23 protein-coding genes and 1 pseudogene are annotated in these 25827 nt (G+C 72.3%); 11 read left to right on the top strand and 13 right to left on the bottom strand.

Annotated features, from left to right (window positions below):
- The first annotated feature begins 26 nt into the window (after positions 1–26).
- A complete protein-coding gene (locus ACZ6ZQ_RS06340) occupies positions 27–1136 on the top strand; it encodes a PQQ-dependent sugar dehydrogenase (RefSeq protein WP_469767410.1) in 1110 nt (369 codons plus the stop codon).
- Positions 1137–1373: 237 nt separating this feature from the next.
- Here ACZ6ZQ_RS06340 and exaC read toward each other — a convergent pair whose 3' ends face one another.
- The 8 genes from exaC to ACZ6ZQ_RS06300 form a co-directional block, all read right to left on the bottom strand.
- On the bottom strand, positions 1374–2897 hold the full coding sequence (gene exaC, locus ACZ6ZQ_RS06335; protein ID WP_469767409.1) for an acetaldehyde dehydrogenase ExaC: 1524 nt from the start codon (positions 2895–2897) through the stop codon (positions 1374–1376).
- A 199-nt stretch (positions 2898–3096) separates the two neighbouring features.
- The gene (locus ACZ6ZQ_RS06330; RefSeq protein WP_469767408.1) at positions 3097–4356 is read right to left on the bottom strand and encodes a GAF domain-containing protein; all 1260 of its coding nucleotides are present in this window, start codon (positions 4354–4356) and stop codon (positions 3097–3099) included.
- Between the two features lie 89 nt (positions 4357–4445).
- Positions 4446–5651, bottom strand: coding sequence for an ROK family protein (locus ACZ6ZQ_RS06325; protein WP_469767407.1), 1206 nt, complete (start codon positions 5649–5651; stop codon positions 4446–4448).
- Positions 5648–7093: a xylulokinase gene (xylB, locus tag ACZ6ZQ_RS06320; RefSeq protein ID WP_469767406.1), complete on the bottom strand. Its 1446-nt coding sequence runs from the start codon at positions 7091–7093 to the stop codon at positions 5648–5650. The genes ACZ6ZQ_RS06325 and xylB overlap by 4 nt, the downstream gene beginning before the upstream one ends.
- Before the next feature lie 233 nt (positions 7094–7326).
- On the bottom strand, positions 7327–7968 hold the full coding sequence (locus tag ACZ6ZQ_RS06315; protein ID WP_469767405.1) for a GPP34 family phosphoprotein: 642 nt from the start codon (positions 7966–7968) through the stop codon (positions 7327–7329).
- 83 nt (positions 7969–8051) lie between these two features.
- Positions 8052–8420: a DUF1330 domain-containing protein gene (locus tag ACZ6ZQ_RS06310; RefSeq protein ID WP_469767404.1), complete on the bottom strand. Its 369-nt coding sequence runs from the start codon at positions 8418–8420 to the stop codon at positions 8052–8054.
- A 292-nt stretch (positions 8421–8712) separates the two neighbouring features.
- Positions 8713–10008, bottom strand: a complete 1296-nt coding sequence (locus ACZ6ZQ_RS06305; RefSeq protein ID WP_469767403.1) for an SWIM zinc finger family protein — start codon at positions 10006–10008, stop codon at positions 8713–8715.
- The gene (locus ACZ6ZQ_RS06300; RefSeq protein WP_469767402.1) at positions 10005–12854 is read right to left on the bottom strand and encodes a DEAD/DEAH box helicase; all 2850 of its coding nucleotides are present in this window, start codon (positions 12852–12854) and stop codon (positions 10005–10007) included. The genes ACZ6ZQ_RS06305 and ACZ6ZQ_RS06300 overlap by 4 nt, the downstream gene beginning before the upstream one ends.
- Positions 12855–13094: 240 nt before the next feature.
- On the opposite strand from ACZ6ZQ_RS06300, the gene ACZ6ZQ_RS06295 reads away from it, so the two are divergent.
- The 3 genes from ACZ6ZQ_RS06295 (at position 13095) to ACZ6ZQ_RS06285 (ending at position 15094) form a co-directional block, all read left to right on the top strand.
- A complete protein-coding gene (locus tag ACZ6ZQ_RS06295) occupies positions 13095–14216 on the top strand; it encodes a fatty acid desaturase family protein (RefSeq protein ID WP_469767401.1) in 1122 nt (373 codons plus the stop codon).
- A gap of 71 nt (positions 14217–14287) precedes the next feature.
- Complete coding sequence (locus tag ACZ6ZQ_RS06290; RefSeq protein WP_453665258.1) at positions 14288–14470, top strand: hypothetical protein; 183 nt, start codon at positions 14288–14290, stop codon at positions 14468–14470.
- Between the two features lie 75 nt (positions 14471–14545).
- Positions 14546–15094 (top strand): MOSC domain-containing protein, encoded by a 549-nt coding sequence (locus ACZ6ZQ_RS06285; RefSeq protein WP_469767400.1) that lies wholly within the window; start codon positions 14546–14548, stop codon positions 15092–15094.
- Positions 15095–15191: 97 nt separating this feature from the next.
- Here ACZ6ZQ_RS06285 and ACZ6ZQ_RS06280 read toward each other — a convergent pair whose 3' ends face one another.
- The 4 genes and pseudogenes from ACZ6ZQ_RS06280 to ACZ6ZQ_RS06265 form a co-directional block, all read right to left on the bottom strand.
- Complete coding sequence (locus ACZ6ZQ_RS06280) at positions 15192–16577, bottom strand: tannase/feruloyl esterase family alpha/beta hydrolase (RefSeq protein ID WP_469767399.1); 1386 nt, start codon at positions 16575–16577, stop codon at positions 15192–15194.
- Between the two features lie 142 nt (positions 16578–16719).
- On the bottom strand, positions 16720–17523 hold the full coding sequence (locus ACZ6ZQ_RS06275; RefSeq protein ID WP_469767398.1) for a hypothetical protein: 804 nt from the start codon (positions 17521–17523) through the stop codon (positions 16720–16722).
- 115 nt (positions 17524–17638) lie between these two features.
- Positions 17639–17911, bottom strand: coding sequence for a hypothetical protein (locus ACZ6ZQ_RS06270; protein ID WP_469767651.1), 273 nt, complete (start codon positions 17909–17911; stop codon positions 17639–17641).
- A gap of 105 nt (positions 17912–18016) precedes the next feature.
- Positions 18017–18151, bottom strand: a pseudogene (locus tag ACZ6ZQ_RS06265) (PadR family transcriptional regulator); the annotation flags it as partial.
- Between the two features lie 63 nt (positions 18152–18214).
- On the opposite strand from ACZ6ZQ_RS06265, the gene ACZ6ZQ_RS06260 reads away from it, so the two are divergent.
- Positions 18215–18352 carry a hypothetical protein gene (locus tag ACZ6ZQ_RS06260; protein WP_469767397.1) on the top strand — a complete coding sequence of 46 codons (138 nt, stop codon included), beginning with the start codon at positions 18215–18217 and terminating at the stop codon, positions 18350–18352.
- On the opposite strand, the gene ACZ6ZQ_RS06255 is transcribed toward ACZ6ZQ_RS06260, so the two are convergent.
- Positions 18343–18942 (bottom strand): class I SAM-dependent methyltransferase, encoded by a 600-nt coding sequence (locus ACZ6ZQ_RS06255; RefSeq protein WP_469767396.1) that lies wholly within the window; start codon positions 18940–18942, stop codon positions 18343–18345. The genes ACZ6ZQ_RS06260 and ACZ6ZQ_RS06255 overlap by 10 nt on opposite strands.
- A 174-nt stretch (positions 18943–19116) precedes the next feature.
- Here ACZ6ZQ_RS06255 and ACZ6ZQ_RS06250 point away from each other — a divergent pair, with 174 nt between their 5' ends.
- The 6 genes from ACZ6ZQ_RS06250 (at position 19117) to ACZ6ZQ_RS06225 (ending at position 25690) form a co-directional block, all read left to right on the top strand.
- Complete coding sequence (locus tag ACZ6ZQ_RS06250) at positions 19117–19938, top strand: MHYT domain-containing protein (protein ID WP_469767395.1); 822 nt, start codon at positions 19117–19119, stop codon at positions 19936–19938.
- A gap of 51 nt (positions 19939–19989) precedes the next feature.
- Entirely contained in the window at positions 19990–22569 is a 2580-nt protein-coding gene (locus ACZ6ZQ_RS06245) for a sensor histidine kinase (RefSeq protein ID WP_469767394.1), read from the top strand.
- Positions 22566–23003, top strand: a complete 438-nt coding sequence (locus ACZ6ZQ_RS06240; RefSeq protein ID WP_469767393.1) for a roadblock/LC7 domain-containing protein — start codon at positions 22566–22568, stop codon at positions 23001–23003. The genes ACZ6ZQ_RS06245 and ACZ6ZQ_RS06240 overlap by 4 nt, the downstream gene beginning before the upstream one ends.
- A 21-nt stretch (positions 23004–23024) precedes the next feature.
- Positions 23025–23438, top strand: coding sequence for a DUF742 domain-containing protein (locus tag ACZ6ZQ_RS06235; protein WP_469767392.1), 414 nt, complete (start codon positions 23025–23027; stop codon positions 23436–23438).
- 113 nt (positions 23439–23551) lie between these two features.
- Positions 23552–24496 carry a nucleoside hydrolase gene (locus tag ACZ6ZQ_RS06230; RefSeq protein WP_469767391.1) on the top strand — a complete coding sequence of 315 codons (945 nt, stop codon included), beginning with the start codon at positions 23552–23554 and terminating at the stop codon, positions 24494–24496.
- 351 nt (positions 24497–24847) lie between these two features.
- The gene (locus tag ACZ6ZQ_RS06225) at positions 24848–25690 is read left to right on the top strand and encodes a pentapeptide repeat-containing protein (protein ID WP_469767390.1); all 843 of its coding nucleotides are present in this window, start codon (positions 24848–24850) and stop codon (positions 25688–25690) included.
- Positions 25691–25827 lie beyond the last annotated feature (137 nt).

The raw sequence follows: 25827 nt of genomic DNA, 5'->3' as shown, positions 1-25827 counted from the left end.
CCTCCATGAGACGTCCGCTGCGTGCGGTGAGCGCCGTCGGGGTCATGGGTGCAGCCATGCTCGTGGGATTCGCCGGCCCGGGCAACGGCGCCTCCGGGCTGCCCGGGGAGCACGCCCGGACAAAACCCGGCGAGGTCCGGAGCGTCTCCGCGGATTGGACCACACCCTGGGGGCTCGGCTGGCTGCCGGACGGCTCGGCACTCATCAGCGAGCGCGAGACGTTCAAGCTCTTCCGGCTCACCCAGGACGGGGTGAAGACCCTCGTGGGCACCGTGCCGCACACTCAGACCACCAAGGTCGAGGACGGCCTGCTGGGCATCGCCGTGTCGCCTACCTGGGACGAGGACCACTACATCTATGTGATGCACACGGCCGAGGAGGGCAACCGGATCGCGCGGATGACATACGACGGTTCCACTCTCGACGGGTACCGCACGCTGCTCACCGGGATCGCGAAGGACCACATCCACAACGGCGGGCGTCTGAAGTTCGGCCCCGATGGCTACCTCTACGCTACGACGGGGGACGCGGACAACAAGGAGAGCGCACAGGACAGGAACTCCCTGAACGGGAAGATCCTGCGGATGACCGCCGACGGCAAGCCCGCGCCCGGCAATCCGTTCACCAGTTACGTCTACTCCTACGGGCACCGCAACCCCCAGGGCATGGCATGGGATCCGGAGGGCCGCCTGTGGGCAGCCGAGTTCGGCCCGGACCGGAGCGACGAGCTCAATCTCATCGAACCGGGAAACAACTACGGCTGGCCCACGTGCACAGGCCCCTGCACCGTTGGGGGGATGACCAACCCGAAAGCCCACTGGGCGGTCGAGGACGCCTCACCGAGCGGCATCGCCTACGCCGACGGCAGCCTGTACATGGGTGCCATGCGCGGCAAGCGTCTGTGGCGCATTCCCGTCAGCGGCACGGACGTGGGCACACCGGTGGCGTACTTCAAGGGTGTGTACGGCCGGCTCCGCACCGTTGAGAAGGTTCCGGGCAGGAACGCACTGTGGGTGTCGACGACGAACACCGACCACAACGGCGGACAGCCCGACGGCTCCGACCATGTGCTCGAGGTGGAGTTGACGGATCCGGCCGGCACGGCCCGGGTGGCCCGGCCCGGACGGGAGTCCTGACGATCGGGCAACGGCAGCCGAGCCTGCAGGCGCTACGGGTCGGCCTCTGACACACGGAACGGCGCACGTCCCGGAAGTCCCGGGGCGGGCGCCGTCTCTCCCCCGTCAGCAGCCGCGCTGTCAGGCGAGCGGCCGGATCGCGGTGGGCGCGTGGCCCGGCTCGGGGGACCGCCCAGCCGTGCGCTGCGGAGGGCGCCTGACCGGTATCTTGCCTGGTCAGGCGCCCTTCTTCTGCGTCTAGAAGAAGCCCAGCTTCTTCGGCGAGTACGACACCAGCAGGTTCTTCGTCTGCTGATAGTGGTCGAGCATCATCTTGTGGGTCTCGCGGCCGATACCGGACTGCTTGTAGCCGCCGAAGGCAGCGTGCGCCGGATAGGCGTGGTAGCAATTCGTCCAGACCCGTCCCGCCTGGATCGCCCGCCCGGCGCGGTAAGCCCGGTTGACGTCCCGGGTCCAGACGCCCGCGCCCAGCCCGTACAGGGTGTCGTTCGCCGTCTTGATCGCGTCGTCGAAGTCGGAGAACGACGTCACCGCGACGACCGGGCCGAAGATCTCCTCCTGGAAGATCCGCATCCGGTTGTCGCCCTCGAAGATCGTGGGCTGGACGTAGTAGCCGCCCGCCAGTTCGCCGTCGTACTCGATCCGCTGACCACCCGTCAGGATCTTTGCGCCCTCCTGCTGGCCGATGTCCAGATACGACAGGATCTTCTGGAGCTGGTCGTTGGAGGCCTGCGCGCCGATCATCGTGTCCGTGTCCAGCGGATGACCGGGCACGATCGCCTCGGTCCGGGCGATCCCGGCGTCCAGGAACTCGCTGTAGTGCCCGCGCTGGATCAGCGCCCGCGAGGGACAGGTGCACACCTCACCCTGGTTGAGGGCGAACATGGTGAACCCTTCCAGGGCCTTGTCGCGCAGGTCGTCGTCGGCCGCCCAGATGTCGTCGAAGAAGATGTTCGGCGACTTGCCGCCCAGCTCCAGCGTCACCGGCTTGATGTTCTCCGAGGCGTACTGCATGATCAGCCGCCCCGTCGTCGTCTCGCCGGTGAACGCGACCTTCGCGACCCGGGGGCTGGACGCGAGCGGCTTGCCCGCCTCCACGCCGAAGCCGTTGACGATGTTCACCACACCCGGCGGCAGCAGATCGGCGACCAGGCTCATCCAGAAGTGCACCGAGGCAGGTGTCTGCTCGGCGGGCTTCAGCACCACCGCGTTCCCGGCGGCCAGTGCCGGCGCCAGCTTCCAGACCGCCATCAGGATCGGGAAGTTCCACGGGATGATCTGCGCGACCACGCCGAGCGGCTCATGGAAGTGGTACGCCACCGTGCTGTCGTCCAGTTCGCTGAGCGAACCCTCCTGGGCCCGCAGCACGCCCGCGAAATAGCGGAAGTGGTCGATGGCCAGCGGGATGTCGGCGGCCAGCGTCTCCCGGACCGGCTTGCCGTTCTCCCAGCTCTCCGCGACCGCGAGCTCCTCCAGACGCGCCTCCATCCGGTCGGCGATCCGCAGCAGGACGTTCGCCCGGGCCTCGGGCGCGGTGCGCCCCCACGCCGGTGCTGCGGCATGCGCCGCGTCCAGGGCGCGCTCCACGTCCTCGGCCGTGCCACGGGCGATCTCGGTGAACGGCTTCCCGTTCACGGGGCTCGGATTCTCGAAGTACTGACCGAGGGCCGGCGGGACGTACTCGCCGCCGATCCAGTGGTCGTAACGGGACGCGTACGTGACGATGGCGCCTTCGGTGCCGGGCGCAGCGTAACGAGCCATGAGACCTCCCGGAGTCCGCGCTGCCCGCCTTCGGACTGCGCTCCCGGCCGAACCTAGGGAGCCGTACGTTGCAACCATGTTGCCGCCGGGCATGGCGGCGCCGCTTCAGGTGCCTGGTGCCTGAAGGAGTCGACGCGGCGGCAGGCGCCCGGTGCCCGACAGCCGGGCACCGGCAGCAGCCCCGCCCGAGCCCCGGTGGTCAGGGAGTGGCTGCGTACTCGCTGTCCAGGGCCCGCGCCCGGGCCTGCGCCGCGGCTCCCCGGCCCCGGGGCAGCACGGCGGCGAGCGCCTGCCACACCGGAAGGTCGTCCTCGCCCCACGGGCTGTGCACCCAGTCCGCCAGCAGCCCCGGATCGGCACGCGCGATCAGTGCCGTTCGCAGCTGGTCCGTCAGCCGCCGCCGCAGCCGCGCCACACCGGGCGCCTGCGAACCCGGCAGCAGCGGCCCCGCATACCCGCTGAGCGCCGCTGCCACCGCACCCGACGCGAGCCGGCGGGCCACCGTCTCGAAGTCCGCGTCGACGGGCACCGCCAGACGGTACGGACGGGACAGCAGCAGCCGTGGCCCCAGCAGACCGCGCAGCCGCGACAGCTCCGCCCGCAGCGTCACCGGGTTGATGTGCTCGTCCTCGTACAGCTCCAGCAACAGTTCGTCACCGCTCAGCCCCTCGGGATGGCGGGTCAGCACCACGACGATCTCGCTGTGGCGCCGGGAGAGGCGCACCTTACGGCCCTCCGCCACCAGCAGCGCCTCGTCCCTGCCCAGCGCCGAAAGCTGCACCGCGTCGCCCGTCGGCCGCGGCGCCAGCAGCGCCAGCTGTGACTCGGCGGCCCGCGCCACCGCGCCGACGAACGCCAGACTGTGCGGATGCGCCAGCCGGTCGCCGCCCGTGATGTCCACCGCGCCCAGCAGTCGTCCACTGCGCGGATCGTGGACGGGAGCCGCCGCGCAGGTCCACTGCTGCACGGGCCGCCGGAAGTGCTCGGCCGCGAACACCTGAACGGGACGGTCCACCGTGAGTGCTGTGCCCGGCGCGTTCGTACCCGCCACGGACTCGGCCCAGCGCGCGCCCTCCACGAAGTTCATCCGCCGGGCGCGCCGCCGGGTCTCCGGATGGCCCTCCACCCACAGCAGCCGCGCCTGGGCGTCGCACACCGCGACGAGATGCTCCCCGTCCTCGGCGTAGCCGCCCATGAGTTCCCGGATCACCGGCATCACCCGCGACAGCGGATGCCCGTCACGGTACACATCGAGCTCGTCGTCACCGAGTTCCACGCACGCCGCGCCCTCCGGGGCGACATGCGCCCGCGCGCAGCGCCGCCACGACTCGGCCACCACGGGCCGCACGGCGCGCTCCACCCGGCCCGCCGTCGCGAACTCCTCGTACGCCCGGCGCAGCACACCTCCGCGCTCCGCCGGATCGCCCCCGGCCTCCAGAGCCACCCATGTGTCGGTCAACCCGGCCTCCCGGTCGCTTCCTTGCGTCCGGCGCCCATGGTTGTACCGCACGGCACCACCGGCAAGAGTCACGGACCGGACACAACCGGTCAGGGAGCAGCTGCCGCGAACGTGGCCGGGTCGTCCAGCACCGCACGCACCACCGAGTGCGCGGCGCCCAGCAGCGGCCCCTCGGACCCCAGCCGTGACACGGTCAGCGCGGGACGCGCCGGATCGGCCGTACGACGCGTCAACTCCCTTTCCAGAGAAGGCAGCAGCCACGACGACAGCCGCGACAGCGCGCCGCCCAGCACCACCGCACGGGGATCGAGGAGGTTGACCGCACCGGCCAGTGCGATCCCCAGCGCGGCGCCCGCGCCGCGCAACGCCCGCAGCACGTCACGGTCACCGGCGGCGGCCCGCTCGGCCAGCAGCCCGCTCGGCCGGCCCGTCGTACGGAGTCCGGCGGCCCGCAGGACGGCCTCCTCGCCGGCGTACTGCTCAAGGCAGCCCCGACCTCCGCAGGCGCACCGGGGGCCTTCGGGCCGTACCGGAACATGGCCCAGCTCGCCCGCGTAGCCGTGAGCACCGCGCAGCAGTCGGCCGTCGACGACCACGGCCGCGCCGATGCCGACCTCCGCCGACACATGGACGAAGTCCTGCGGCGCCGGATCCCCGCCGATCCACAGCTCGGCGAGCGCACCGAGGTTGGCCTCGTTGTCGACGGCGAGCTGCGGACCGTACGGGAGGCACGCGCCCAGATCGACGTCCCACCAGTCCAGGTTGGGCGCGCGGACGACGGTGTGCGTGTCGCGTGCGACCAGTCCCGGCACCGCCACGGCGACACCGGCGGGGCGCAGCCCTTCGGTGCGTACGGCATCGGTGACCTGGCGGACCAGGGCGGCAAGCTCCTTGAGGACCGGCCCGGGCGGCCGGCCCCGGTTGTCCGTATCCGCCGACGCCCGTGCCCGCACCTTCCCCCGCAGATCCACCGCGGCCACCGACAGATGGTCGACGCCGACCTCCGCACCGATGCCGACAGGTCCGCGGTCGCTGAGCGTGAGCGCGCTGCCGGGCCGGCCGACGCTGCCGGACTGCGCGCGTCCGAGCTCCACCAGCAGCCCGGCCCGGGCCAGTTCGTCCACGAGGGAGGAGACCGCGGCCCTCGTCAGCCCGATCCGCACGGCGACGTCCGCACGCGACAGCGGGCCCTCGGCGGCCACGGCGTGCAGCACGAGGGACAGATTGCGGCGGCGGATGCCCTGCTGGGTGTTGGGAAGTACCACGGAAGCGTCGGCGGGGGACGGTGGGGTCAAGGCCGGTGCTCCTTGCGCAGCAGCACGTCGCCGTCGGCGAGGACGGAGCCGATACGGTCCAGCGCGGCCCGGTCCACCGGGACCGGATCGAACGACGGACCGCCCGCGGTGCCCCAGCGCCTGGCGACGTCCCGGGGGTCCTCGCCGGTGAGCACCCCGGCGGCCTGCGCGGCGGCGCCGAGGGCGACGAGCTCGCGGGCGTCCGGCACCTGGACCGCCCTGCCCGACAGTCGGCGGACCGTCTCACGCCACGCGGTGCCCCGCGCGCCGCCGCCGATCAGCAGCAGCGGAGCGTCCTGGCCGGCGTCCTGCGGCAGCACCTTCCCGAGCGCCGCCAGCAGTGCGTACACGGCTCCGTCGTACGCCGCCTGCAGCAGCCCGCCCGGCGTCGTGTCGTGCCGCAGCCCGTACAACATCCCTGACGCATACGGAAGTTGAGGCGTACGCTCCCCGTCGAGGAACGGCAGCAACACCTCCAGGCCGCCCGGCTCCACCGCCTCGCGGTCCCGGCTCAGCAGCGCGGCGACGCGGTCGACCGCCTGGGTGCAGTTCAGCGTGCAGGCCAGCGGAAGCCAGCCGCCGCGGGCGTCGGCGAAACCGGCCACGGTCCCGGTCGGATCGGCCGACGGATGAGCGGACGTCGTGTACACCGTGCCCGACGTGCCCAGGCTCAGCACCGGCTGCCCGGCGGCGAGCCCGAGCCCGAGCGCGGCTGCCGCGTTGTCCCCGGTGCCGGGCGCCACCAGAGCGCCCGCGGGAAGCGGCAGATCAGGTAGATCCCGGACCGTCCCCGCCGCCTCGAACGGGTCCACGACCTCCGGCAGCAGCGCGGGGGAGAGGCCCGCGAGGGAGAGGATCTCCGCGTCGTACGCCCCCGTCGCGGGCGTCCACCAGCCCGTGCCCGAGGAATCTCCGCGATCCGTGACGGCCCGTCCAGTGAGCCGCTCGGTGAGAAAGTCGTGCGGGAGCCGCACCGCGCGGGCGGCAGCGGCGGCCTCCGGTTCGCGCTCCCGCAGCCACGCCCACTTGGTGACGGTGAACGCGGGACCGGGAACACTACCGGTCCGTTCCGCCCATGCCTTCGGGCCCCCGAGACGCTCGATCAGCCGCTCGCTCTGCGCCGCGGACCGTACGTCGTTCCACAACATCGCCGGACGCACCGGCCGGCCCCGCGCGTCCAGGGTGACCAGACCGTGCTGCTGCCCCGCGACGGACACCGCTGCGGCGCGATGCGCCGGTGCGCCGCACTGGGTGAGCGCGTCCCCGAGTGCGCGCCACCACTCCTCCGGGTCGCTTTCCCGCGCCCCGCCCTCGCCCTTGACGGTGTGCGGGGCCTGGCCGCTCGCCACCACCCGGCCCGTGGCGACATCGACGACCAGCGCCTTCGTCGACTGGGTGGAGCTGTCGACGCCGACGACGAGCGGCCCTTCGGGTACAGCCATCGGAGATCTCCGTTCCGTGTCTTCCCTGAGCTGTCCCGGATACTAATTTGTCAAGGGCCATGACGAAATACTGCGGGGGAGGAAGAAGGGAACGTTCAGGTGCTACCCGGCCGACGGCCGAGGCCGGTGCCCGTCCGGCAGCAGCGGGCGAGGCACTTTCCCGCACACCGAGGTGAAACGCCGGGCGCCCGTCACCGCGGTGGCGGCGACCGTCGTCACCGCCGGTGGTGTCGTCATTCGCCTCGCCAGATGTTGTCGAAGGCGGCGTCGTGGATGTCTCGCCGTTGCCGTTCGGCCGCCAGTTCCGTCACCGCGTCATTGACGGCGGCGAGCACTGTCGCCACCGCGTCGTCGGCCACGCCCGGCGAGTCTGCGCTTTCCTCGGCTTCCTCGGTTCTTTCGGCTTCTTCGGGTTCCTTGCCGCTGATCCCGGCTGCCGCTGCCAGCACGGCAAGGACGGGCTCATGCGATGCCCAGCGGTCCGCCGCCTGGCGGCGAGCGGGCGAATCGACCAGCTCCAGCTGACTTGTCCGGGAGAGCAGCCGGCGTCGTTGTTGCCGAGTGACCTGGCCCTCCGCCTCGAGGGCGGCCAGATAGGCCGCGGCCAGGCCGCGGCCTCTGCGCCACAGCCAGTCGCCGACCGATTCGTACGGCGCTTGCCGGGCAAGTGACGACGCGGCCTCGTCCAACAGGCGATCAGCTATGGCCGGCCGGTAGCCCGGCACGATGCGATCGCCGTCCAGTTCGACGGCTCGGGCGTCCAGGAGGTCGATCACCTCAGCTCCCGCGAGCGCGAGCGACAGATCGCCTTGCTCCGGAGGACGCTCGGCGTTCATGTCCATGGCTACGATCAACAGGTCCCGCGGTGTGGTCATGAATCGCTCCACGTCAGGGGTATCAGTGGCGATGCGTCGCTGAGCAGCTGGTCCGACACCCGGCGTGACGCCGGGCTTCACGGTCAGCTGCCGTTGCCGGCGGCCCTCGCGATCGCTGCCCGGATCTGCTGCGCGAAGCCGGCGGGTGTGAACTCCGGCCCGACACCGTCGACCAGGATAAGCTCACTGATCGCGTGGTCGGTGCGCAGGGGCAGGATCTTCTGGTACCCGGGCGAGTTGTACCACGCCTCGGCCGCCGCCATGTCGGGAAACTCGGGCAGTACCACGGAGCCCGGCCATGCGCCTTCGAAGACCTGCACCTCGGCATCGACCGCGAGCCACTTGCCTCCGTAGGGCGCTGTCGTGGCCTCCACCTGCTCGAGGTAGGCCAGGTTCTCTTCCTTCGGTACGCCACCGGGGATACGTCGGTGATTGATCGGATATGTGGTCATGTCTTGCCTCTCGGGCCGAACGTGATGTCGCGTTGCCGAAGGCGAGCCAGGACGTGGGGGGCCTGAAGGAGCTGGACGTGAGCGGCGTGGTGCGCCGCGTGGTGTGCCCCTCCGGCGAGCAGTCCCGTATCCGAGCTTACGGAGCGGGAAGACCAGCCGCATCCCACGTTGATCACCCCGGCCCGCCGGGAAGCGCGCATGCCGGCGGAGGCAGCTGTCGGCATGCGTACCGACGCTCGTACTCGTGCTCCCGGCGCCCGAATCCACCCCGTGGCCCGGAGTGCGCGGGGCGTCACCCCTCCGGAAGCAGGGCCGCCAGGGCCGAAGCCGGGTCCGGAGCCGGGGGTCCCGCGACGGTCCAGCGGCCCCGGGCCAAGGCGAGGGGCCACCACCGGCCGTCGGTGCCCAGCCGCAGCTGCGCGTCCGCCCCCACCACCGTCCACCGCCCCGCGCCGGCCTCCCGCAGCCGGGGACGCTCGCCCTCCTCCCACGCCTCCGCCAGCCGCGCGTTCGCCCGGGCGAGCGTCTCCTCGTCGGGCACCCACTCGTCCTCCAGGACCGAGAGCGCCGCGACCCCGCCGAACCGCCAGGCGCGGACCGCGAGGTCGAGATCCGCCCGGCGCCGGCCCGAACCCGCCGCGAGCCGTGCCAGGACCGCCGCCGGGACAGCGGTGTCCCCACCCGGCCCACCCGTCGCGGCCAGCCGCACCGCATCCTCACCCATCGTCAAGTCGGGTTCCACAGGCTTCCGTTCATGCCCGGGCGCCAGCGCCTCCGTCAGCATCCGCCGCGCCCGCGCCGCCGCGCCCGCCGCGAGGAACTCCAGCGCGTCCGCGTCGACACCCGGCGCCGGGACCGTCTCCGTTTCCAGCGACGGCGGCGCCCCCGGCTCCGGCGGCAGCGGGGGAGCGTCCGGCAGCGCCGGCAGGATGCCCGCCGCGGCGAACGCCTCGTCCGCAGGCACCCCTTCCGGCACCGGAGCCGGCCGCGCATCGTGCTCGGCCCGCGCCGCACTGCGTGCCTGCAGCTCGTCCAGGAGCCGTCGCTCCCCGCGCCCGCGCAACAGGAGCAGTACGAACGGATCCTGGTCCAGCAGCCGCGCCACCTGGTAGCAGAGCGCAGCCGCGTGCGGACACAGATCCCACGCCTCGCAGGTGCACTCGGGCTCCAGGTCCCCGATGCCCGGAAGCAGTTCGACTCCGGCGCCCGCCGCGTCCTCCACCAGGTGCGGCGGCATCTCCCGGTCGAGGAGCGCCGCGATGTGGCCCGCCCGGTCCACCGCCATGTCCAGGAACCGGGCCCACCCGTCGTCGGTCAGCTCCTGCAGCAGCACATCGCTGCGGTGGGCCGAACCGTCCCGGTCCTTGACCACGGCCGTGATCCGCCCCGGCCGTACGGAAACGGCCCCGACCGCCCCGGCCCGCGCCTGCTGACGGCCCTTCTTCAGCTGATCCGAGTCCAGCGCCGTGTCCTCCAGCGCCTTCAGCCACACACGTCCCCACCACGTCTGTGCGCAACCCCGGCCCCGGGCCGGCGGCAGTGCCGCGAACGTCCGCTCGACCTCATCCTCGTACTCGCTCCGCGTCATCGCGCGCCCCCTCGCAGCTCGACCAGCTCCGCCAGCTCGGCGTCGGTCAGTTCGGTCAGTGCGGCCTCACCGGAGCCGAGCACCGCGTCGGCGAGCTCCCGTTTGCGCTCCAGCATGTCCGCGATCCGGTCCTCGATCGTCCCCTCGGCGATCAGCCGGTGGACCTGTACGGGCTGGGTCTGGCCGATGCGGTACGCGCGGTCGGTGGCCTGCGCCTCGACCGCCGGGTTCCACCAGCGGTCGTAGTGCACGACATGACCGGCGCGCGTCAGGTTCAGCCCGGTGCCCGCCGCCTTCAGCGACAGCAGGAACACCGGTACGTCACCGTCCTGGAAACGCCGCACCATCTCCTCCCGTTCGGCCACCGGTGTACCGCCGTGCAGGAACTGCGTCCGTACCCCTCGCGCCGCGAGGTGCCGCTCCAGCAGCCGCGCCATCTGTACGTACTGGGTGAACACGAGAACACTCGCGTCCTCGGCCAGAATCGTGTCGAGGAGCTCGTCGAGCAGTTCCAGCTTCCCGGACCGGTGCGCGATGCGGGGCCGCTCCTCCTTCAGATACTGCGCGGGATGGTTGCAGATCTGCTTCAGCGCGGTCAGCAGCTTCACCACCAGGCCGCGCCGCTCCATGCCGCCCGCTTCCGAGATCGCGGCGAGAGTCTCCCGTACGACCGCCTCGTACAGCCCGGCCTGCTCGGTGGTGAGGGAGACGGCCCGGTCGGTCTCGGTCTTGGGCGGCAGCTCGGGCGCGATGCCCGGGTCGGACTTGCGGCGGCGCAGCAGGAACGGCCGTACCAGCGCGGCCAGTCGTTCGCCGGCCGCTGTGTCGCCGCCCTCGACGGCCTGCGCGTACCGTGCCCGGAACGTTCCGAGCCGGCCGAGCAGCCCGGGCGTCGTCCAGTCGAGGATCGCCCACAGCTCGGACAGATTGTTCTCGACGGGTGTGCCGCTGAGCGCGACCCGCGCCTTCGCCCCGATCGTGCGCAGCTGTTTCGCCGTCTCCGAGCAGGGGTTCTTGACGTGCTGCGCCTCGTCGGCGACGACCATGCCCCATGCCACTTCCGAGAGCCTCGCGGCGTCGAGCCGCATCGTCCCGTACGTGGTGAGCACGAACTCGCCGTCCGCCAGGGACTCCAGGTTCCGCGTCGCCCCGTGGAAGCGGCGCACCGGCGTTCCCGGGGCGAACTTCTCGATCTCCCGCTGCCAGTTGCCCATCAGGGAAGTCGGGCAGACGACGAGCGTCGGCCCTGCGGCGGACCCGTCGGTCTGCCGGTGCAGATGCAGCGCGATGAGGGTGATGGTCTTGCCGAGTCCCATGTCGTCCGCGAGGCAGCCGCCGAGGCCGAGCGAGGTCATCCGGTGCAGCCAGTTCAGCCCGCGCAGCTGGTAGTCGCGCAGCGTCGCGGCGAGCGCGTCCGGCTGGGCGACCTCCAGGCGGCCGCCCTCGGGATCGGCCAGCCGTTCCCGCAGCTGCTCCAGCCAACCCGATGCCCGGACCTCGACCCGGCGGCCGTCCACCTCCGTGGAGCCGGTCAGTACGGCGCCGAGCGCGTCGACGGGGGTGAGCTTGCGGTCCTGGTGTGCGCGGGCGCGCCGGGCCTCCTCGGGGTCGATGAGCACCCACTGCTCGCGCAGCCGCACCACGGGTCTGCCGGCCTCGGCGAGCTGGTCCAGTTCCGCCCGGGTCAGCCGCTGGTCGCCCAGCGCGAACCACCAGTTGAACTCCAGCAGTGCGTCCGCCGAGAGGAACGACGGCATCCCGGAGCCCACCGGATCCGCGCCGGGGTCCTCGGCCTCCTCCTGTGGGCCGATGACTGCTCGCGCGGTCAGTGTGCGCGCCAGTTCCCTGGGCCAGTGCACCTGCACGCCGGTCGCGGCGAGCGCCCGCGATGCCTCGCCGAGCAGCTCGCTGACCTCCTCGTCGGCGAGTTCGATCGCGTCCGGCACGGCTGCCGACAGCAGCGGTGTGAGCGGGCCCCAGGCGCGTGCGGCACGGCGCAGCGCGAGCAGTGCGTCCATGCGGGCGCGCGGGCCGAAGGCGGCGTCCTGCCCGCCCGCCCACACTGTCGCCGCGTCCGCGACGAGCGCGGGGTCGCTGACGCTGTGCATCTGCAGCACGGCCCGGAAGGACGGTGCCGCTGCGTCGCCGCCGGTCAGGCCCGGTACCTCGACGCGCAGCGACAGCCGTACGCCGGCGTCATGGCCCGCGGCCACATCCTGCGCCCAGGCGCGTGCCTGCGGCAGCCGCCCGGGCTCCTGCGCGGCGAACGCGTCCGCGCCGGCTGCGAGCGGGGCCGCGGGCGTGCGCGGGAGCCCGTCCGCGACCGCGTCGAGGAACGCCCTCAGCAGCCGCTCGGGCTCGGGCAGCATCATGGGCCGCGCGGCGGCGTCGAGCGGTACGGCGTGCGCGGTGGGCGGCATCGAGGCCGCGAGCGTACGGATCCGGTCCAGGTCCTCGGCGGTCAGCGGTCCGGCCCGCCAGGCGTCCTGGTCGGTCGCGGTGAGTCCGGGCAACAGCAGTCCGCGCGCGGCGAGTTGAAGGGCGACTACGGTCGCGGCGCCCCAGAACGCGGCGGCGGGGGAGGCGTCCGGGGACACCCGCGCGCGGGTGAGGACCGGCAGGGCGTCCCGTACGGACAGCAGCCGGGCCTGTACCGCGTGGGTGCGGCCACCCGCCGCGGCCACGGTCAGTTCCCCGGAGGGCCCGGGGCCGGCGGGCGGCGCGCCGCCGTCCGGCCGCCAGAACGCGATCCGGCCCGCGCGGGCCGGATCCGCGGGCAGGAAGACAGCGGAGCAGGGGATGAGTTCGGCGATGTCGGAGAGCGTTGCCGCGGGGAGCGTGTGCACAGCGATGGCGCATTCCTCAAATTTGACTACTGCGAGCCGGAGCGGCCGAGGATACCCCAGGAGGACCCCCGAGGGGGGTGGAGCCAGCACCACCCCGCCCCACCGGCATCCCCCCGGCTGCTTCCGGGTGGTGGCGCCATGGTCGCGAAGGGTCACCCATTCATACGTTTCTTCAGGTCAGAGCAGCCCCGAAGTCGAACGCGCCCGGCCGGCGCGACGGCCGAGAGACCGGAGACCACCATGGCCCAGGCCACCGCAACCGCCCTCGTCGCCGAGCCCGCCCCGCCCCCCGGCGGCCGCTCCGCGCGGTCCGCGGGCAGTGACTTCGCGCCCCTGCTGCGGACCGCCAGGGAGCAGGGCCTCCTCGAACGCCGTACCGGCTGGTACGCACGCGTCATCACCGTCAACCTGCTCGCCCTTGCCGTCGTTGTCACCGGCATGGTGCTCATCGGCCCGTCCTGGTGGGTACTGCCGCTCGCCGTACCGCTCGCCGTGCTGTCCGCCCGTACCGCCTTCATCGCGCACGACGCGGGTCACGCGCAGATCACCGCGGACCGCCGGATCAGCCGGGTCCTCCAGCTGTGCCACGGGAACCTGCTGCTCGGCATGAGCCAGGACTGGTGGAACGACAAGCACAACCGCCACCACGCCAACCCCAACCATGCCGACAAGGACCCCGATGTCGCCCCCGACGTCCTGGTCTTCAGCAAGGACCACGCCGAGGGCCGCACCGGCTTCCGCGGCTGGCTCACCCGCCACCAGGCCTGGCTGTTCTTCCCGCTGACCACCCTGGAAGGCATCGCCCTCAAGATCTACGGCTTCCGGCACGTGTTCTCCCGGCAGGCGGAGGGCAGGTCCGCCGGCGGACGCGCGGTCGAGGGCGGACTGCTCATCGCCCATGTCGCCTTGTACGCGAGCCTGCTGCTGACCGTCCTCACCCCGCTCCAGGCCCTGGTCTTCGCGCTGCTCCACCAGATGCTGCTCGGCCTGCACCTCGGCATGGCGTTCGCGCCGAACCACAAGGGCATGGAGATGCCCGACCCGGACAGCGGCGAGCGCTGGGGCCATCTGCAGCGGCAGGTCCTGACCTCCCGGAACATCCGCGGCGGCATGCTCACCGACTGGTTCCTCGGCGGCCTCAACTACCAGATCGAGCACCATCTCTTCCCCAGCATGCCCCGCCCCCATCTGCGCCTCGTCCAGCCGCTGGTACGCGCCCACTGCCGCCGGCTCGCCATGCCGTACACGGAGACCGGCCTGATCGATTCGTACCGTCAGGCCCTCGGCCATATGCACGAGGTCGGCGGAGAGCTCCGCGCGGAGGAGGCGCGCCGCCGCCGGCGGCAGGAAACCGGCGCATAGTGGAACCGGAGGTCTCGCGGACGCGTTCTCACAGCAAGGAGCGGCCTCGGGGCTGCGAAGGAGGCGACGAAATGTCGACAGGCGCGAAGATCGCCATCGGGGGAGTAGCCGTAGGCATCCTCCTGATGCCACTGATCGGATTCTGGTTGTCGTTGTTGGTGATCGTCGGAGTGCCCGCGGTGGCCTACTTCGCGCTCGACCCGTCGCAGCGCCGCCGGCTCCGCCGGATCAACCGCAAGCAGATCGGGCGCTGACCTGGACGATCTCCCTCGACCGTGCGGAGGTAGGCTCGGAGACGATCACCGGCACGGAAGAGGGGGGCCCGCGCGATGAGCGTCGGCGGACGGATAACCACGGTCAGCAGCAACGGCGAGTACGCGTTCACCAAGCCGAACCGGGACAGCATCACCCTGCTGGAAGGGCTCGGAGTGGAGGGCGACGTCCACGCCGGTGTGACCGTCAAGCACCGCTCCCGGGTGGCGCAGGACCCCACCCAGCCCAATCTCCGCCAGGTCCACCTCATCCACGAGGAGCTTTTCGACGAGGTGCGGGCGGCGGGCTTCGAGGTCCGCCCCGGCGAACTCGGGGAGAACATCACGACGAGCGGCATAGACCTGCTCGGCCTTCCCACCGGCACGGTTCTCCGCCTCGGTGCCGAAGCGGCCGTCGAGGTCACCGGCCTGCGCAACCCCTGCGCGCAGATAGACAACTTCCAGCAGGGGCTGCTCAAGCAGGTCGTCGGCCGTGACGACGAGGGCAACATCGTCCACAGGGCCGGGATCATGTCCGTGGTCAGGACGGGCGGAGTGGTGCGGCCCGGCGACACCATCACGGTGGAGCTGCCGGACGGGCCGCACCGGCCCCTGGAGCGGGTCTGAGCCGTACGGGCCGCCCCGAGCTGCGGGCTCGGGGCCCGGCCACGGGCTCGGCGCCCGGTCACGGCGGACGGGCTCGGCGCCCGGCTGCGCCCGGCCGTCAGTTCAGCGCACAGGAGTTGACCACGTCACCGCCCGCGGGCCTGCGGAGCGTCCGGTCCGCGGGCGGTGCGGCGCCGTCCTCCACCCAGGCGGTCAGCGCCGCGAACGCCGAGCGATAGCAGGGCAGGATCGGACGCAACCGGTCCGGATAGGTGTCGTACAGGCCGTCGGTGTGCGTACCCGCCTCGACCGTGTAGTAGCGGTGCAGTGCGGTGCGTCCCCGGCCGTCGATCATTCGCGCGTACACGTCCGAGTCCTGACGGATCGGCAGCAGCGTGTCCAGATCACCGTGCAGCGTGATCAGCGGCTTGCCGATCCTGCCCGTCAGCGCCACCTTCGCCAGCGCCCGCCGCACGGACGGCGGACGGGACGCGAGGTCGTACTCCGCGTCCGAGGGGCAGACCGCGAAGATCTGCTCCGGCGAGGAGCCCGCCGAAGCACCCGGGCAGCCCGGGTCGTAGGACGGATCGAACTCGGCACGGAAGGTCTTCTGGGTGAGCCCCCAGTAGACCTTCTCGTGGTACGGCCACAGGAACTGCGAACCGGGCGCGAAACCGGCGGCGAGGAGATCGTCGTCACCGGCCCGGCCGAGGGTCCTGGCCACCGTCACCGGCAGACCCGTCAGCGGGCTCGGTCCACGCGTGGTCCACAGGACGCCCTCCCAGTCCACGCCCCCGTCGTACAGTTCCGGATGGTTCTCCAGCTGCCAGCGCGTCAGATAGCCGCCGTTGGAGATGCCCGTCATGTACGTCCTGGCCGGCCCGCGCCCGTAGCGCTGCCGTACCGTGCGCTGCGCCGCTCGCGTCAGCTCGGTGACGCGCCGGTTCCACTCCGCGACCGCGTCACCCGGGCTGCGGCCGTCGGTGAAGAAGTCCGGTCCCGTGTTGCCCTTGTCGGTGGCGGCGTACGCGTAGCCCTGCGCCAGGACGTGGTCGGAGATGAGCGCGTCGGTGGCGTACTGCCGCCGGGTGCCGGGGGCGCCCGTGACGACCAGTCCGCCGTTCCACCGGTCGGGCAGCCGGATCACGAACTGCGCGTCATGCCGCCGGCCGTGCGTGGCGTTGAGGCGTGAATCGTCCGGGAAATAGCCGTCGATCTGGATGCCCGGCACCCCTGAGGGGTGGTGGGTGCCCACGGCCGCCAGACCGGCCTGGTCCGCCATGTCGGTGTACGGGGTTCCGGCCAGGCCCGCGGTCGTCAGATCCCCGAGGCAGGCCGACTGCTGGAGGTCCGCTCCGGGCACGTCCAGACCGCTCCGACCGGCGCAGTGACCGGGAGCCTGCTCCGCCTCGGCCGGGCGGGCGTCCGCGAGGGACGGCGTGGTGAGTGCCAGGAGCAGCGCGGCGAGGACCGGAGTCCTCCATGACGGGCGGGACAGACGCATGGCGGCGGCCTCCGAGTGAACGGCGAAAGGGTGGGTGCGCCGCCACATCGTGCTGTCGTCCCGTCCGCGCGGCCATGGGCCGAGCCCACACCTCACACCCACCCGCCATGTGGCATCCAGGAGGCGGGGCTCAAGAGACGCCTCAGGAAGGGCGTACCGCCATCTTGTCCAGCGCCTCCAGCAGACCCGGCAGTTCGGGACCGCGGCCCACCGGCAGCACCTCGCCGGGCTCCTCGTCCAGCAGCACGAACGCGATGTCGTCGGTCCGGGCCACCAGGGACCAGCCCGGCCCGTCCGCGCGCAGCATGCGCGCACCGTCCGGGGCGAAACTCGACCGCACCCGCCCGAGCGGAGGCGCCTCGTCCACATAGCCGTGAAGTTCCTTGAGCACCCGCCGCACCCCCTCGTGCGGCGTCGCCCGCTCCTCCTCCGGCGCGTCGGGCTCGGCGAACGTCACCTTTTCCGCCACCTGCGCACGCCAGCTCGCCCACTGCTGGGCGATCTCGTCCGCGCCCAGACGGCGCTGAACGGGGCCCCAGGTGTCCGCTTCGGGCGGGGTGAGCGGTGGGCCGCCGCCCTCCTCCTCGTCCGGGTCGTGGGGCGCGGGGACACCCGGTGCGACGGTCGCGACGGCCAGCGGCCAGCCGGGCAGGGAGGCGACGACCGTACGGTCACTGGGCGACAGGTCGTACTCCATCCCGCAGTCCCACGAAGCGATCGCGACCGCCACCAGCGACACGTCGTCGATCACGACCGTCCACCGGGCGCCGCCGCCGTCCTGGCCGAGCACCAGTCCGTACCCCTCGGTGTACGGCTCGAGCCCCAGCGACGCGCACGCCGCCGGGTAGTCGTCGCCGAGCACACTGGGGAACTGGGCGGGTGTCAGCAGCAGAGCGGTCAGCACATAGAGCGCGTCGTTGTCGACAGCCTCATCCGTCCCGGCCACAGCACCCTCCCGATCCGATCGTTCGTCGGCGCACCCTAACCAGTGGGTAACCCCGTCGTCGAGGGTTCGCGGTGGGAAACTCGTCCGCCCTGCTGTGCACCCGGTCCTCGCGGCGTCAGGCGGCGGGCAGCCCGAGGAGACTGCGTGCCACGGACTGCGGTGACTCGTCCCGCTCACGAGCCAGGGCGATGACCGCGCGGCAGGCCAGTTCGTTCACCCCGAAGGACAGTGCCTCGGGGGACACCCAGCTCGACGCCTCGTCGATGCCCTGCTGATCGTCCTCGGCGCACGCGGACACATACGTCGCCGCGGCCTCGAAGATGTTGTGCTGCCGCGGCCGCCCGGGCGCGGACGGCGCCGGGATCCTCTCCTCGCCGCGGCCGGACACACGGAGCTTGCGGACGATGCCCCTGACTCTGTCGAACACCCTGGCCCCTTCCCCTGCACGGTTCACCCGTCCGGCGTAGTCCCGCCGGTCCGACAAGTCTTCCCGCAGCAGGGGCCGCAGCCACGCCGGTTCCGGCTTGCTCGTGGCGCGGGCGATGGTGAGCATGCCCTGCCGGTACGGGGCGTCGAGTTCCTCGGCCCGCAGCGGCCGGTCGCCCTCGTAGAAGAAGCTGGCCGGCTGCAGTCATGTTCGACGCCCGGAGGCGTTCGTGCGTTGCGGTCGCCGCGACAGCCTGTGACGGGGGTGGCAGCCAGTGCGGCGGCCGGCACGGCGACCGGCGCGGTGACGGCAGTGGCTCCGTGGGCGGCGACGGGTGTGGCGACGGAGGCGGCTCCGTGGGCGGCCACCGATGTGGCGGCGGAGGCGGTGCCTCAGTCCTGACGTTCCGCCAGGGCCAGGAACCGCGCGTCCTCGTCCGCGTACGAGACCAGCCGCCAGCCCGAACCGTCGAGCAGCGGACGGAGATTGGGCTCGGCACGCAGATCGTCCTCCGTGATCTGCCGGCCCTGGCGTGCGGCCAGCGCGGCTCGCCCGATGGGATGGAACAGCGCCAGACGCCCGCCGCCCCGCACCACTCGCGCCAACTCGCGCAGATTCTCCGCGGGCCGGGGCAGATGCGCGACGAGACCCGCCGCGAACACCGCGTCGAGCGACCGAGAACGCATCGGCAGCCGCGCCACATCGGTGAGCACCAGTGATCCGGAGCGGTCCCGCCCGGCCCGGACCGCGGCCGTCAGCATCGCCGGGGTCAGATCGGCCCCGACGACGGTGCCTGCCCGCCCGACGGCCTCCCGCAGCGCGGGCAGCGCACGCCCGGTGCCGCAGCCCGCGTCCAGAACCGCCTGGCCCGGGCGCAGACCGAGCGCGGCGACCCCGGCGGCGTAGGCCGGGCCGTCGTCCGGGAAGCGCGCGTCCCAGCCGGCCGCGCGGGCGCCGAAGAACTCCTGTACGTGCGTGTGGTCGTCGCTCATGCGGGACATGATCCCGCAGGCCCTCGCCGATCCTGCATCCGTCCGTCAGACAGACGTACGGTGCGCACGTTCGAGCCAGGTGCGATCGTTCGGAAACATCTCTCTGTCATATTCCATCAGCTTTCGAAATGCGCCCCAACCGCGCGCCCCCTCGAGGACTAGCGTCCCTGAGCCATGGGACACCTGGACCACGCCGCCTTCGGCTGGCTGACCCCCGTGCTGTCGTACGTGATGGCGTGCATCGGCGCCGCCCTCGGCCTGCGCTGCACCGTACGCGCGCTCGACGCGACCGGCCGCTCGCGTCGCAACTGGCTCATCACCGCGGCCTCCGCCATCGGCACCGGTATCTGGACGATGCACTTCGTCGCCATGCTGGGCTTCGGCGTGACCGGCAGCGACATTCGCTACAACGTGCCGCTGACCATCCTCAGCCTGCTCGTCGCCATGCTCGTCGTCGGCGCGGGCGTCTTCGCCGTCGGCTACGGCCGCGACCGTGCCCGCGCCCTGCTGCTCGGCGGCCTCACAACCGGACTCGGCGTCGCCAGCATGCACTACCTCGGCATGGCCGCCCTGCGACTGCACGGCGAGGTGCGTTACGACCCGCTCCTCATCGCGCTCTCCGTCGCCATCGCCGTCGTCGCCGCGACCGCTGCCCTCTGGGCGGCACTCAACATCAAGTCGCCCGTCGCGGTCGCCATCGCCTCGCTCGTCATGGGCGCCGCGGTCAGCAGCATGCACTACACCGGCATGTTCGCGGTGAGCGTGCGCGTCGAACCGTCGGGCGGGACACTGCCCGGGGCCACGGCCATGCAGTTCATCTTCCCCCTCGCCGTCGGCCTCGGGTCCTACCTCTTCCTCACCTCCGCCTTCGTGGCCCTCTCCCCGACAGCCGGGGAACGCGCCGCCTACGCGTCGGCCGCGCGGACCACCGAACCGCTTGGCGTGCCCACCAAAACCCGTACAGCTTCCTCGGACACCGCACCCACCACGCCGTAACGCTGCCTCGCCCGCCGCACCCCACCGCCCCGCACCCGGAACGAGGAGGCCATGCGCACACCTCGCAGCACGCCCGGCGCCGACGCGCCGCCCCCGCATGCGCACCCGCCTGTCGCACCGACAGCGCCGGGAACACGCGGACGCCGCGCCCACGCCGGACCACCCGCGGACGAACGACCGGAACCGGCAACGGACCGCGATCCGGCAGCAGCACGGCCGGACGACGGCCGCCGCGAAAAGTGGCAGCTGCGCCCCAGAACGGTACGCGCCAAGATCGTCTCGCTGCTGATGGTGCCCGTCGTCTCCCTCCTCGCCCTCTGGGGCTTCGCCACCGTCACCACCGCCCAGGACGTCGCCCGGCTGCGCCAGCTCCAGGACGTCGAGGACGGCATCCGCGGACCCGTCGCCGAAGCCGTCACCGCCCTGCAGGCCGAACGCCGCGCCGCTCTCCGTCAGATCGCCGCCCCCGCCCCCGAGCGGGCCGCCGAACTCCAGCAGCAGGTCACACTCACCGAGGCCGCCCTCGCGAAACTGTCACTCGACGACTCGCACACCGTCGCCGACCGGGGCGACCTCCCCGCGGCGGTCGCCGGCCGGCTCGACCGGCTCATCACCGGAGGCCGCGAACTGCGTGGCCTGCGCGTCTCCGTCCTCGACCGCACCTCCGTCCTCGACCGCAACGCCGACTGGGACCGTACGTACGAGAAGTACACGGCCACCATCACCTCGGCGTTCGGCGTCGCGGGCGCGCTCACCGGAATCCAGGACTCCGGACCCGGCTCCGACGCCCGCGTGCTCCTCGAATTCGGCCGCGCCGCCGAAATGCTCGCCCGCGAGGACGCCCTGCTCGCCTCCGCCCGGACCGCCGGGACCTTCAGCGCGCAGAGGATGAGGCTGTTCAACGGCGCCGTCGAGACCCGACTCGCCCTCATTGAGTCCGCCGCCGACGATCTGCGCGCCCCCGAGCGCGCCGCCTGGCGCGAGCTCACCGAACAGAGCGCCTACCGGACACTGCGATCCGCCGAGGACAAGACCCTCGCCGCACCGGTGGGACGCCGGGCCGCCGAGGCCGTACCGGCCACCACCTGGGACGCGGCCCACTCCACTGTGCGCGCGGCCATGCGGGACATCGAGACCGGAGCCCGGCGGAGCGCCGCCGACCGCGCCGACCCCTTCGGCGAGGGCCTGTTCACCGCCGCCGGTGCCGCCGTACTCCTCGGACTCGCCGCAGTCGCCGCCTCGCTCGTCATCTCCGTACGCATCGGCCGCGCCCTCGTCGTCGAACTCGTCAGCCTCCGCAACACCGCCCTCGAGATCGCCCGGCACAAACTGCCCCATGCCATGCGCCGGCTCCGCTCCGGCGAAGAACTCGACGTACAGGCCGAAGCCCCGCCGGGGCCGGCCCCGCAGGACGAGATCGCCGAGGTCGGCGAAGCCCTCTCGACCGTGCACCGGGCCGCACTCGGCGCCGCCGTCGAACGCGCGGAACTCAGCCGCGGAATCTCCGGAGTCTTCGTCAACCTCGCCCGCCGCAGCCAGGTCCTCGTCCACCGGCAGCTCAATCTGCTCGACAGCATGGAGCGGCGCGCCGAAGACCCGAACGAACTCGGCGACCTGTTCCGGCTCGACCATCTGACCACCCGCATGCGCCGCCACGCCGAAAGCCTGATCATCCTCTCCGGCGCAGCCCCCGGCCGTGCCTGGCGCATGCCCGTACCCCTCACCAACGTCGTACGCGCCGCCGTCTCCGAAGTGGAGGACTACGCACGCGTGGAGGTGCGGCAGCTGCCCGAGAGCGCCGTCGTCGGCGCCGCCGTCGCGGACCTCACCCACCTCCTCGCCGAACTCGTCGAGAACGCCGCCCAGTTCTCCCCGCCCCACACCAAGGTCCGGGTCAGCGGCGAACCCGTGGGCAACGGCTACGCCCTCGAGATCGAGGACCGCGGCCTCGGCATGGGCAAGGAAGCACTCGCCGAGGCCAACCGGCGCATCGAACAGTCGGAGGCGCTCGACCTCTTCGACAGCGACCGGCTCGGACTGTTCGTGGTCAGCAGGCTCTCCGCGCGCCACGACATCAAGGTGCGGCTGCGGACCTCGCCGTACGGGGGGACCACCGCGGTCGTTCTGATCCCGACGCCGCTGCTGCAGAGCGCGCTGCCGGCGGGATCCGCCGCGTCGGCCGCTCCGTCCACGGCGCGTTCCGCCGCGGAGGCGGCACTGTTCGCGCCGGAGCCAACCGCCCGCCGCGACCTTGAAGTCCATGGCGACGGCCCACCACCGCCTCCAGGAGTCATCGCCCTGCGGTTGCGCGGCCGCCCGCAGTCCGCCCCCACCGAGACCGGTCCCCACGAGCAGCCGGAGCCGCGGCCCCGGCCCCACTCCGAGCCCCCCGCCCGGGACGACGGGGGCGGCCTCCCACGCCGGGTCAGACAGGCCAGCCTCGTCCCCCAACTGCGCGAAGCACCCCGTCCCGCGCCCGCGGACGCGGCCGACAGCACCGCGTACGACACCCCGGAACGCACCCCGGAACAGGCCAGGGACCGGATGGCCGCCTACCGCGCCGGCTGGACCCGCGGCGGCGGCGCCGCCCCCGGCCGGACCATCCACAGCGACGAAGGAGACGACGCATGATCGATAACGAGAGGATCGCCCCGCACCACCGCTCCGGAGAGCTCGACTGGCTGCTCGACGACCTGGTGCTGCGCGTGCCCGAGGTCCGGCACACGGTCGTCCTCTCCAACGACGGCCTCGCTGTCGGCGCCTCGAACGGCCTGACCCGCGAGGACGCCGAACACCTCGCCGCCGTCGCCTCCGGATTCCACAGCCTCGCCAAGGGCGCGGGCCGTCACTTCCGCACCGGGGGAGTCCGCCAGACGATGGTCGAGATGGACGAGGGATTCCTCTTCGTCGCCGCCGCGGGCGACGGTTCCTGCCTTGCCGTCCTCAGCTCCGTGACCGCCGACATCGGCCTCATCGCCTACGAGATGGCCCGGCTCGTCAAGCGCGTGGGCGAGCACCTGCACACCCCGCCACGCATCTCCACCACTCCGCCCGCCGCCGGCTGACCGGAGGGAGGCTCCACCACCATGAACGATGCCGGCGACGGCGACGTGGAACACCAGGGCAGCCGTTGGTACGACGCCGAAGCGGGACCTCTCGTCCGCCCGTACGCCATGACCGGAGGCCGCACCCGACCGGGCCCCGGCGCCGTACGCTTCGACCTCATCGCACTCGTCGACGCCGCCGCCGACGCGGTGGACCGGGCCGCGGAGTCCCTCCTCGGCCCCGAGCACCGGGCCCTGCTCGAACTCTGCCGCACCGAGACCCAGTCGGTGGCCGAACTGGCGGCCGAGTGCGATCTGCCCGTCGGCGTCGTCCGCGTCCTCCTCGGCGACCTCCTCGAAGCCGGGCATGTCACCGTCAGCCGGCCCGTACCCCCCGCGCAGCTGCCCGATGAAAGGATTCTTCGGGAGGTGATCGAGGGACTCAGGGCGCTCTGAAGCGGTCAATGTCCTCCGAAGAGCGGCCAACAGCGTGCGACGCAGCGGGCAAGGCGCCCTCGCGGGGGCACACTGGTGATGTTCCTGTCCCGGTCCCGACACCGAGGAGCACCGTGCCTGTCCCGATCATCATCGACTGCGACCCCGGGCACGACGACGCCCTCGCGATCATGCTCGCGGCCGGGGATCCCGCGATCGACCTGCTCGCGATCACCACGGTCGCGGGCAACCAGGTGCTCGAGAAGACCACCCTGAACGCCCGCAGGATCTGCACCGCCGCCGGAATCACCGATGTCCCCGTCGCGGCCGGCTGCGCGCGGCCACTCGTCCAGCCGCTGTACGTGGCGGACGACGTCCATGGCGAGTCGGGCATGGACGGACCCAGCTTCGGCGAACCGACCGTGGACGTCGTCCCCGAGCACGCCGTGGACCTCATGTACCGGGTCCTGACGGAACATCCGGAGCCTGTCACCCTCGTTCCGACAGCCCCGCTGACGAACATCGCCCTGCTGCTGACCCGGTACCCCGACGTGACTCCGCACATCCGCGAGATCGTGCTCATGGGCGGCTCCACGGAGCGCGGAAACCGCACTCCGGCCGCCGAGTTCAACATCTACGTCGACCCCGAGGCCGCCGACATCGTCCTCCGCAGCGGCCTGCCCGTGACCATGTGCGGGCTCAACGTCACCCACCAGGCGCTCGCCACCCCCGACGTCCTCGCCCGCCTCGAAGGACTCGGCACGCCGCTCGGCCGTATCTGTGCCGAGCTGATGACCTTCTTCGCCTCCACCTACCGGCGGCTGTGGGGCTTCGAAGCCCCGCCGCTGCACGACCCCGTCGCCGTCGCCCGCGTCATCGACCCGGCGATCGTGCACTGCGTCGACGCCGGCGTGGCCGTCGAACTGCGCGGAGAGCACACGCGCGGGGCGACGGTGGTGGACATGCACCAGTACCTGGACCGGCCCGTCAACGCGCGGGTCGCGGTGGCCCTGGACCAGGAGAAGTTCTGGGACCGGGTGATCGGGGCCGTGGACGCGCTCGGCAAGCGGGCGGGGTGAATCGAGGAGCGGGCGGCGCGAACCGGAGCGTTTGAGGGGCGCATCGAGGAGCACGCGGGGCGAGCCGGAGAGCGTGCGGGGCGCAATGAGGAGCCCGGGGCGAACCCGGCCGTCAAGGTGGCTCACTCTCAGCACCAGCACCAGCACCAGCACCGGCGCGGCGCTGACGACGCTGGGCGGGCGGCGACGCCGACTGTCGCTCCGCAGCGTGCGCCCGCGGCACGAAGCACGAATCGCACCGGCCCCGCCACCGTCACCACAAACGCGACGGCAGGCGCCGCACGAGCGATCCCCGACGTGGGGGACACTGGACCGGGATACCCACGCTCACCAGGGAAGAGGAACCGCGCAGTGCCCGACACACGTGACGACGCAGCATCCGCCCAGGACCGGTCCCGGCTGCGGGCCGACTGCGCGAGCTGTTTCGGGCTGTGCTGCGTCGCGCTGCCCTTCTCGGCCTCGGCCGACTTCGCCGTCGACAAGCCCGCCGGGCAGCCCTGTACCAACCTCCGTTCCGACTTCGGCTGCGGCATCCACACACAGCTCAGGCAGCGGGGTTTCTCCGGCTGTACCGTCTACGACTGCTTCGGCGCCGGCCAGAAGGTCTCGCAGGTCACCTTCAGCAAGCAGAGCTGGCGGCAGGCCCCGGACACAGCCCGGCAGATGTTCGACGTGTTCCCGGTGATGCGGCAACTCCACGAACTGCTCTGGTACCTGACGGAGGCACTGACGCTGCCCGCGGCCCGACCGCTGCACGCCGCGCTCCGCGGTCTTCTCGCCGAGACCGAAGCTCTCACGGAACGGGACGCCGCCACCTTCCTGGACATCGATGTTCCGGCACTGCGCGGGCGGGTCGGTGACGTGCTGCTCCGTGCGAGCGAGCTCGTACGGGCCGAGGCGAAGCCCGGCCGCAAGAAGAACCGCCGGGGGGCCGACCTCCTCGGCGCCAGGCTCGCGGGCGCGGATCTGCACGGAGCCAACCTGCGCGGCGCCTGCCTCATCGCCGCTGACCTGACCGGCGCCGACCTGCGCCTGGCCGATCTCCTCGGCGTCGACTTCCGGGACGCGGACCTCAGCGGGGCCGACCTCACCGGCAGCATCTTCCTCACCCAGCCGCAGCTCCACCAGGCGAAGGGCGACGCGAGGACAAAGCTGCCGGGCATGCTCGCCCGCCCCGCGCACTGGTCGTCGTAGGCCGGTTCGCGACGAATCACGCGGGGGAGGAGCAAGAGAGGGCACCCGCAGTCTGCGCCGGCCCGGCGCATTGCGTCGAGCGGGCGCCAGGCCGAGCCGGGCCCACAGCATCTGTCGCGCCCACGCGAATTGTGCAT

The sequence above is a fragment of the Streptomyces sp. NPDC053673 genome, assembly GCF_055585225.1.
Note: the sequence above shows the minus strand (reverse complement) of the source record. Positions and strands in the feature narration are given on the sequence as shown.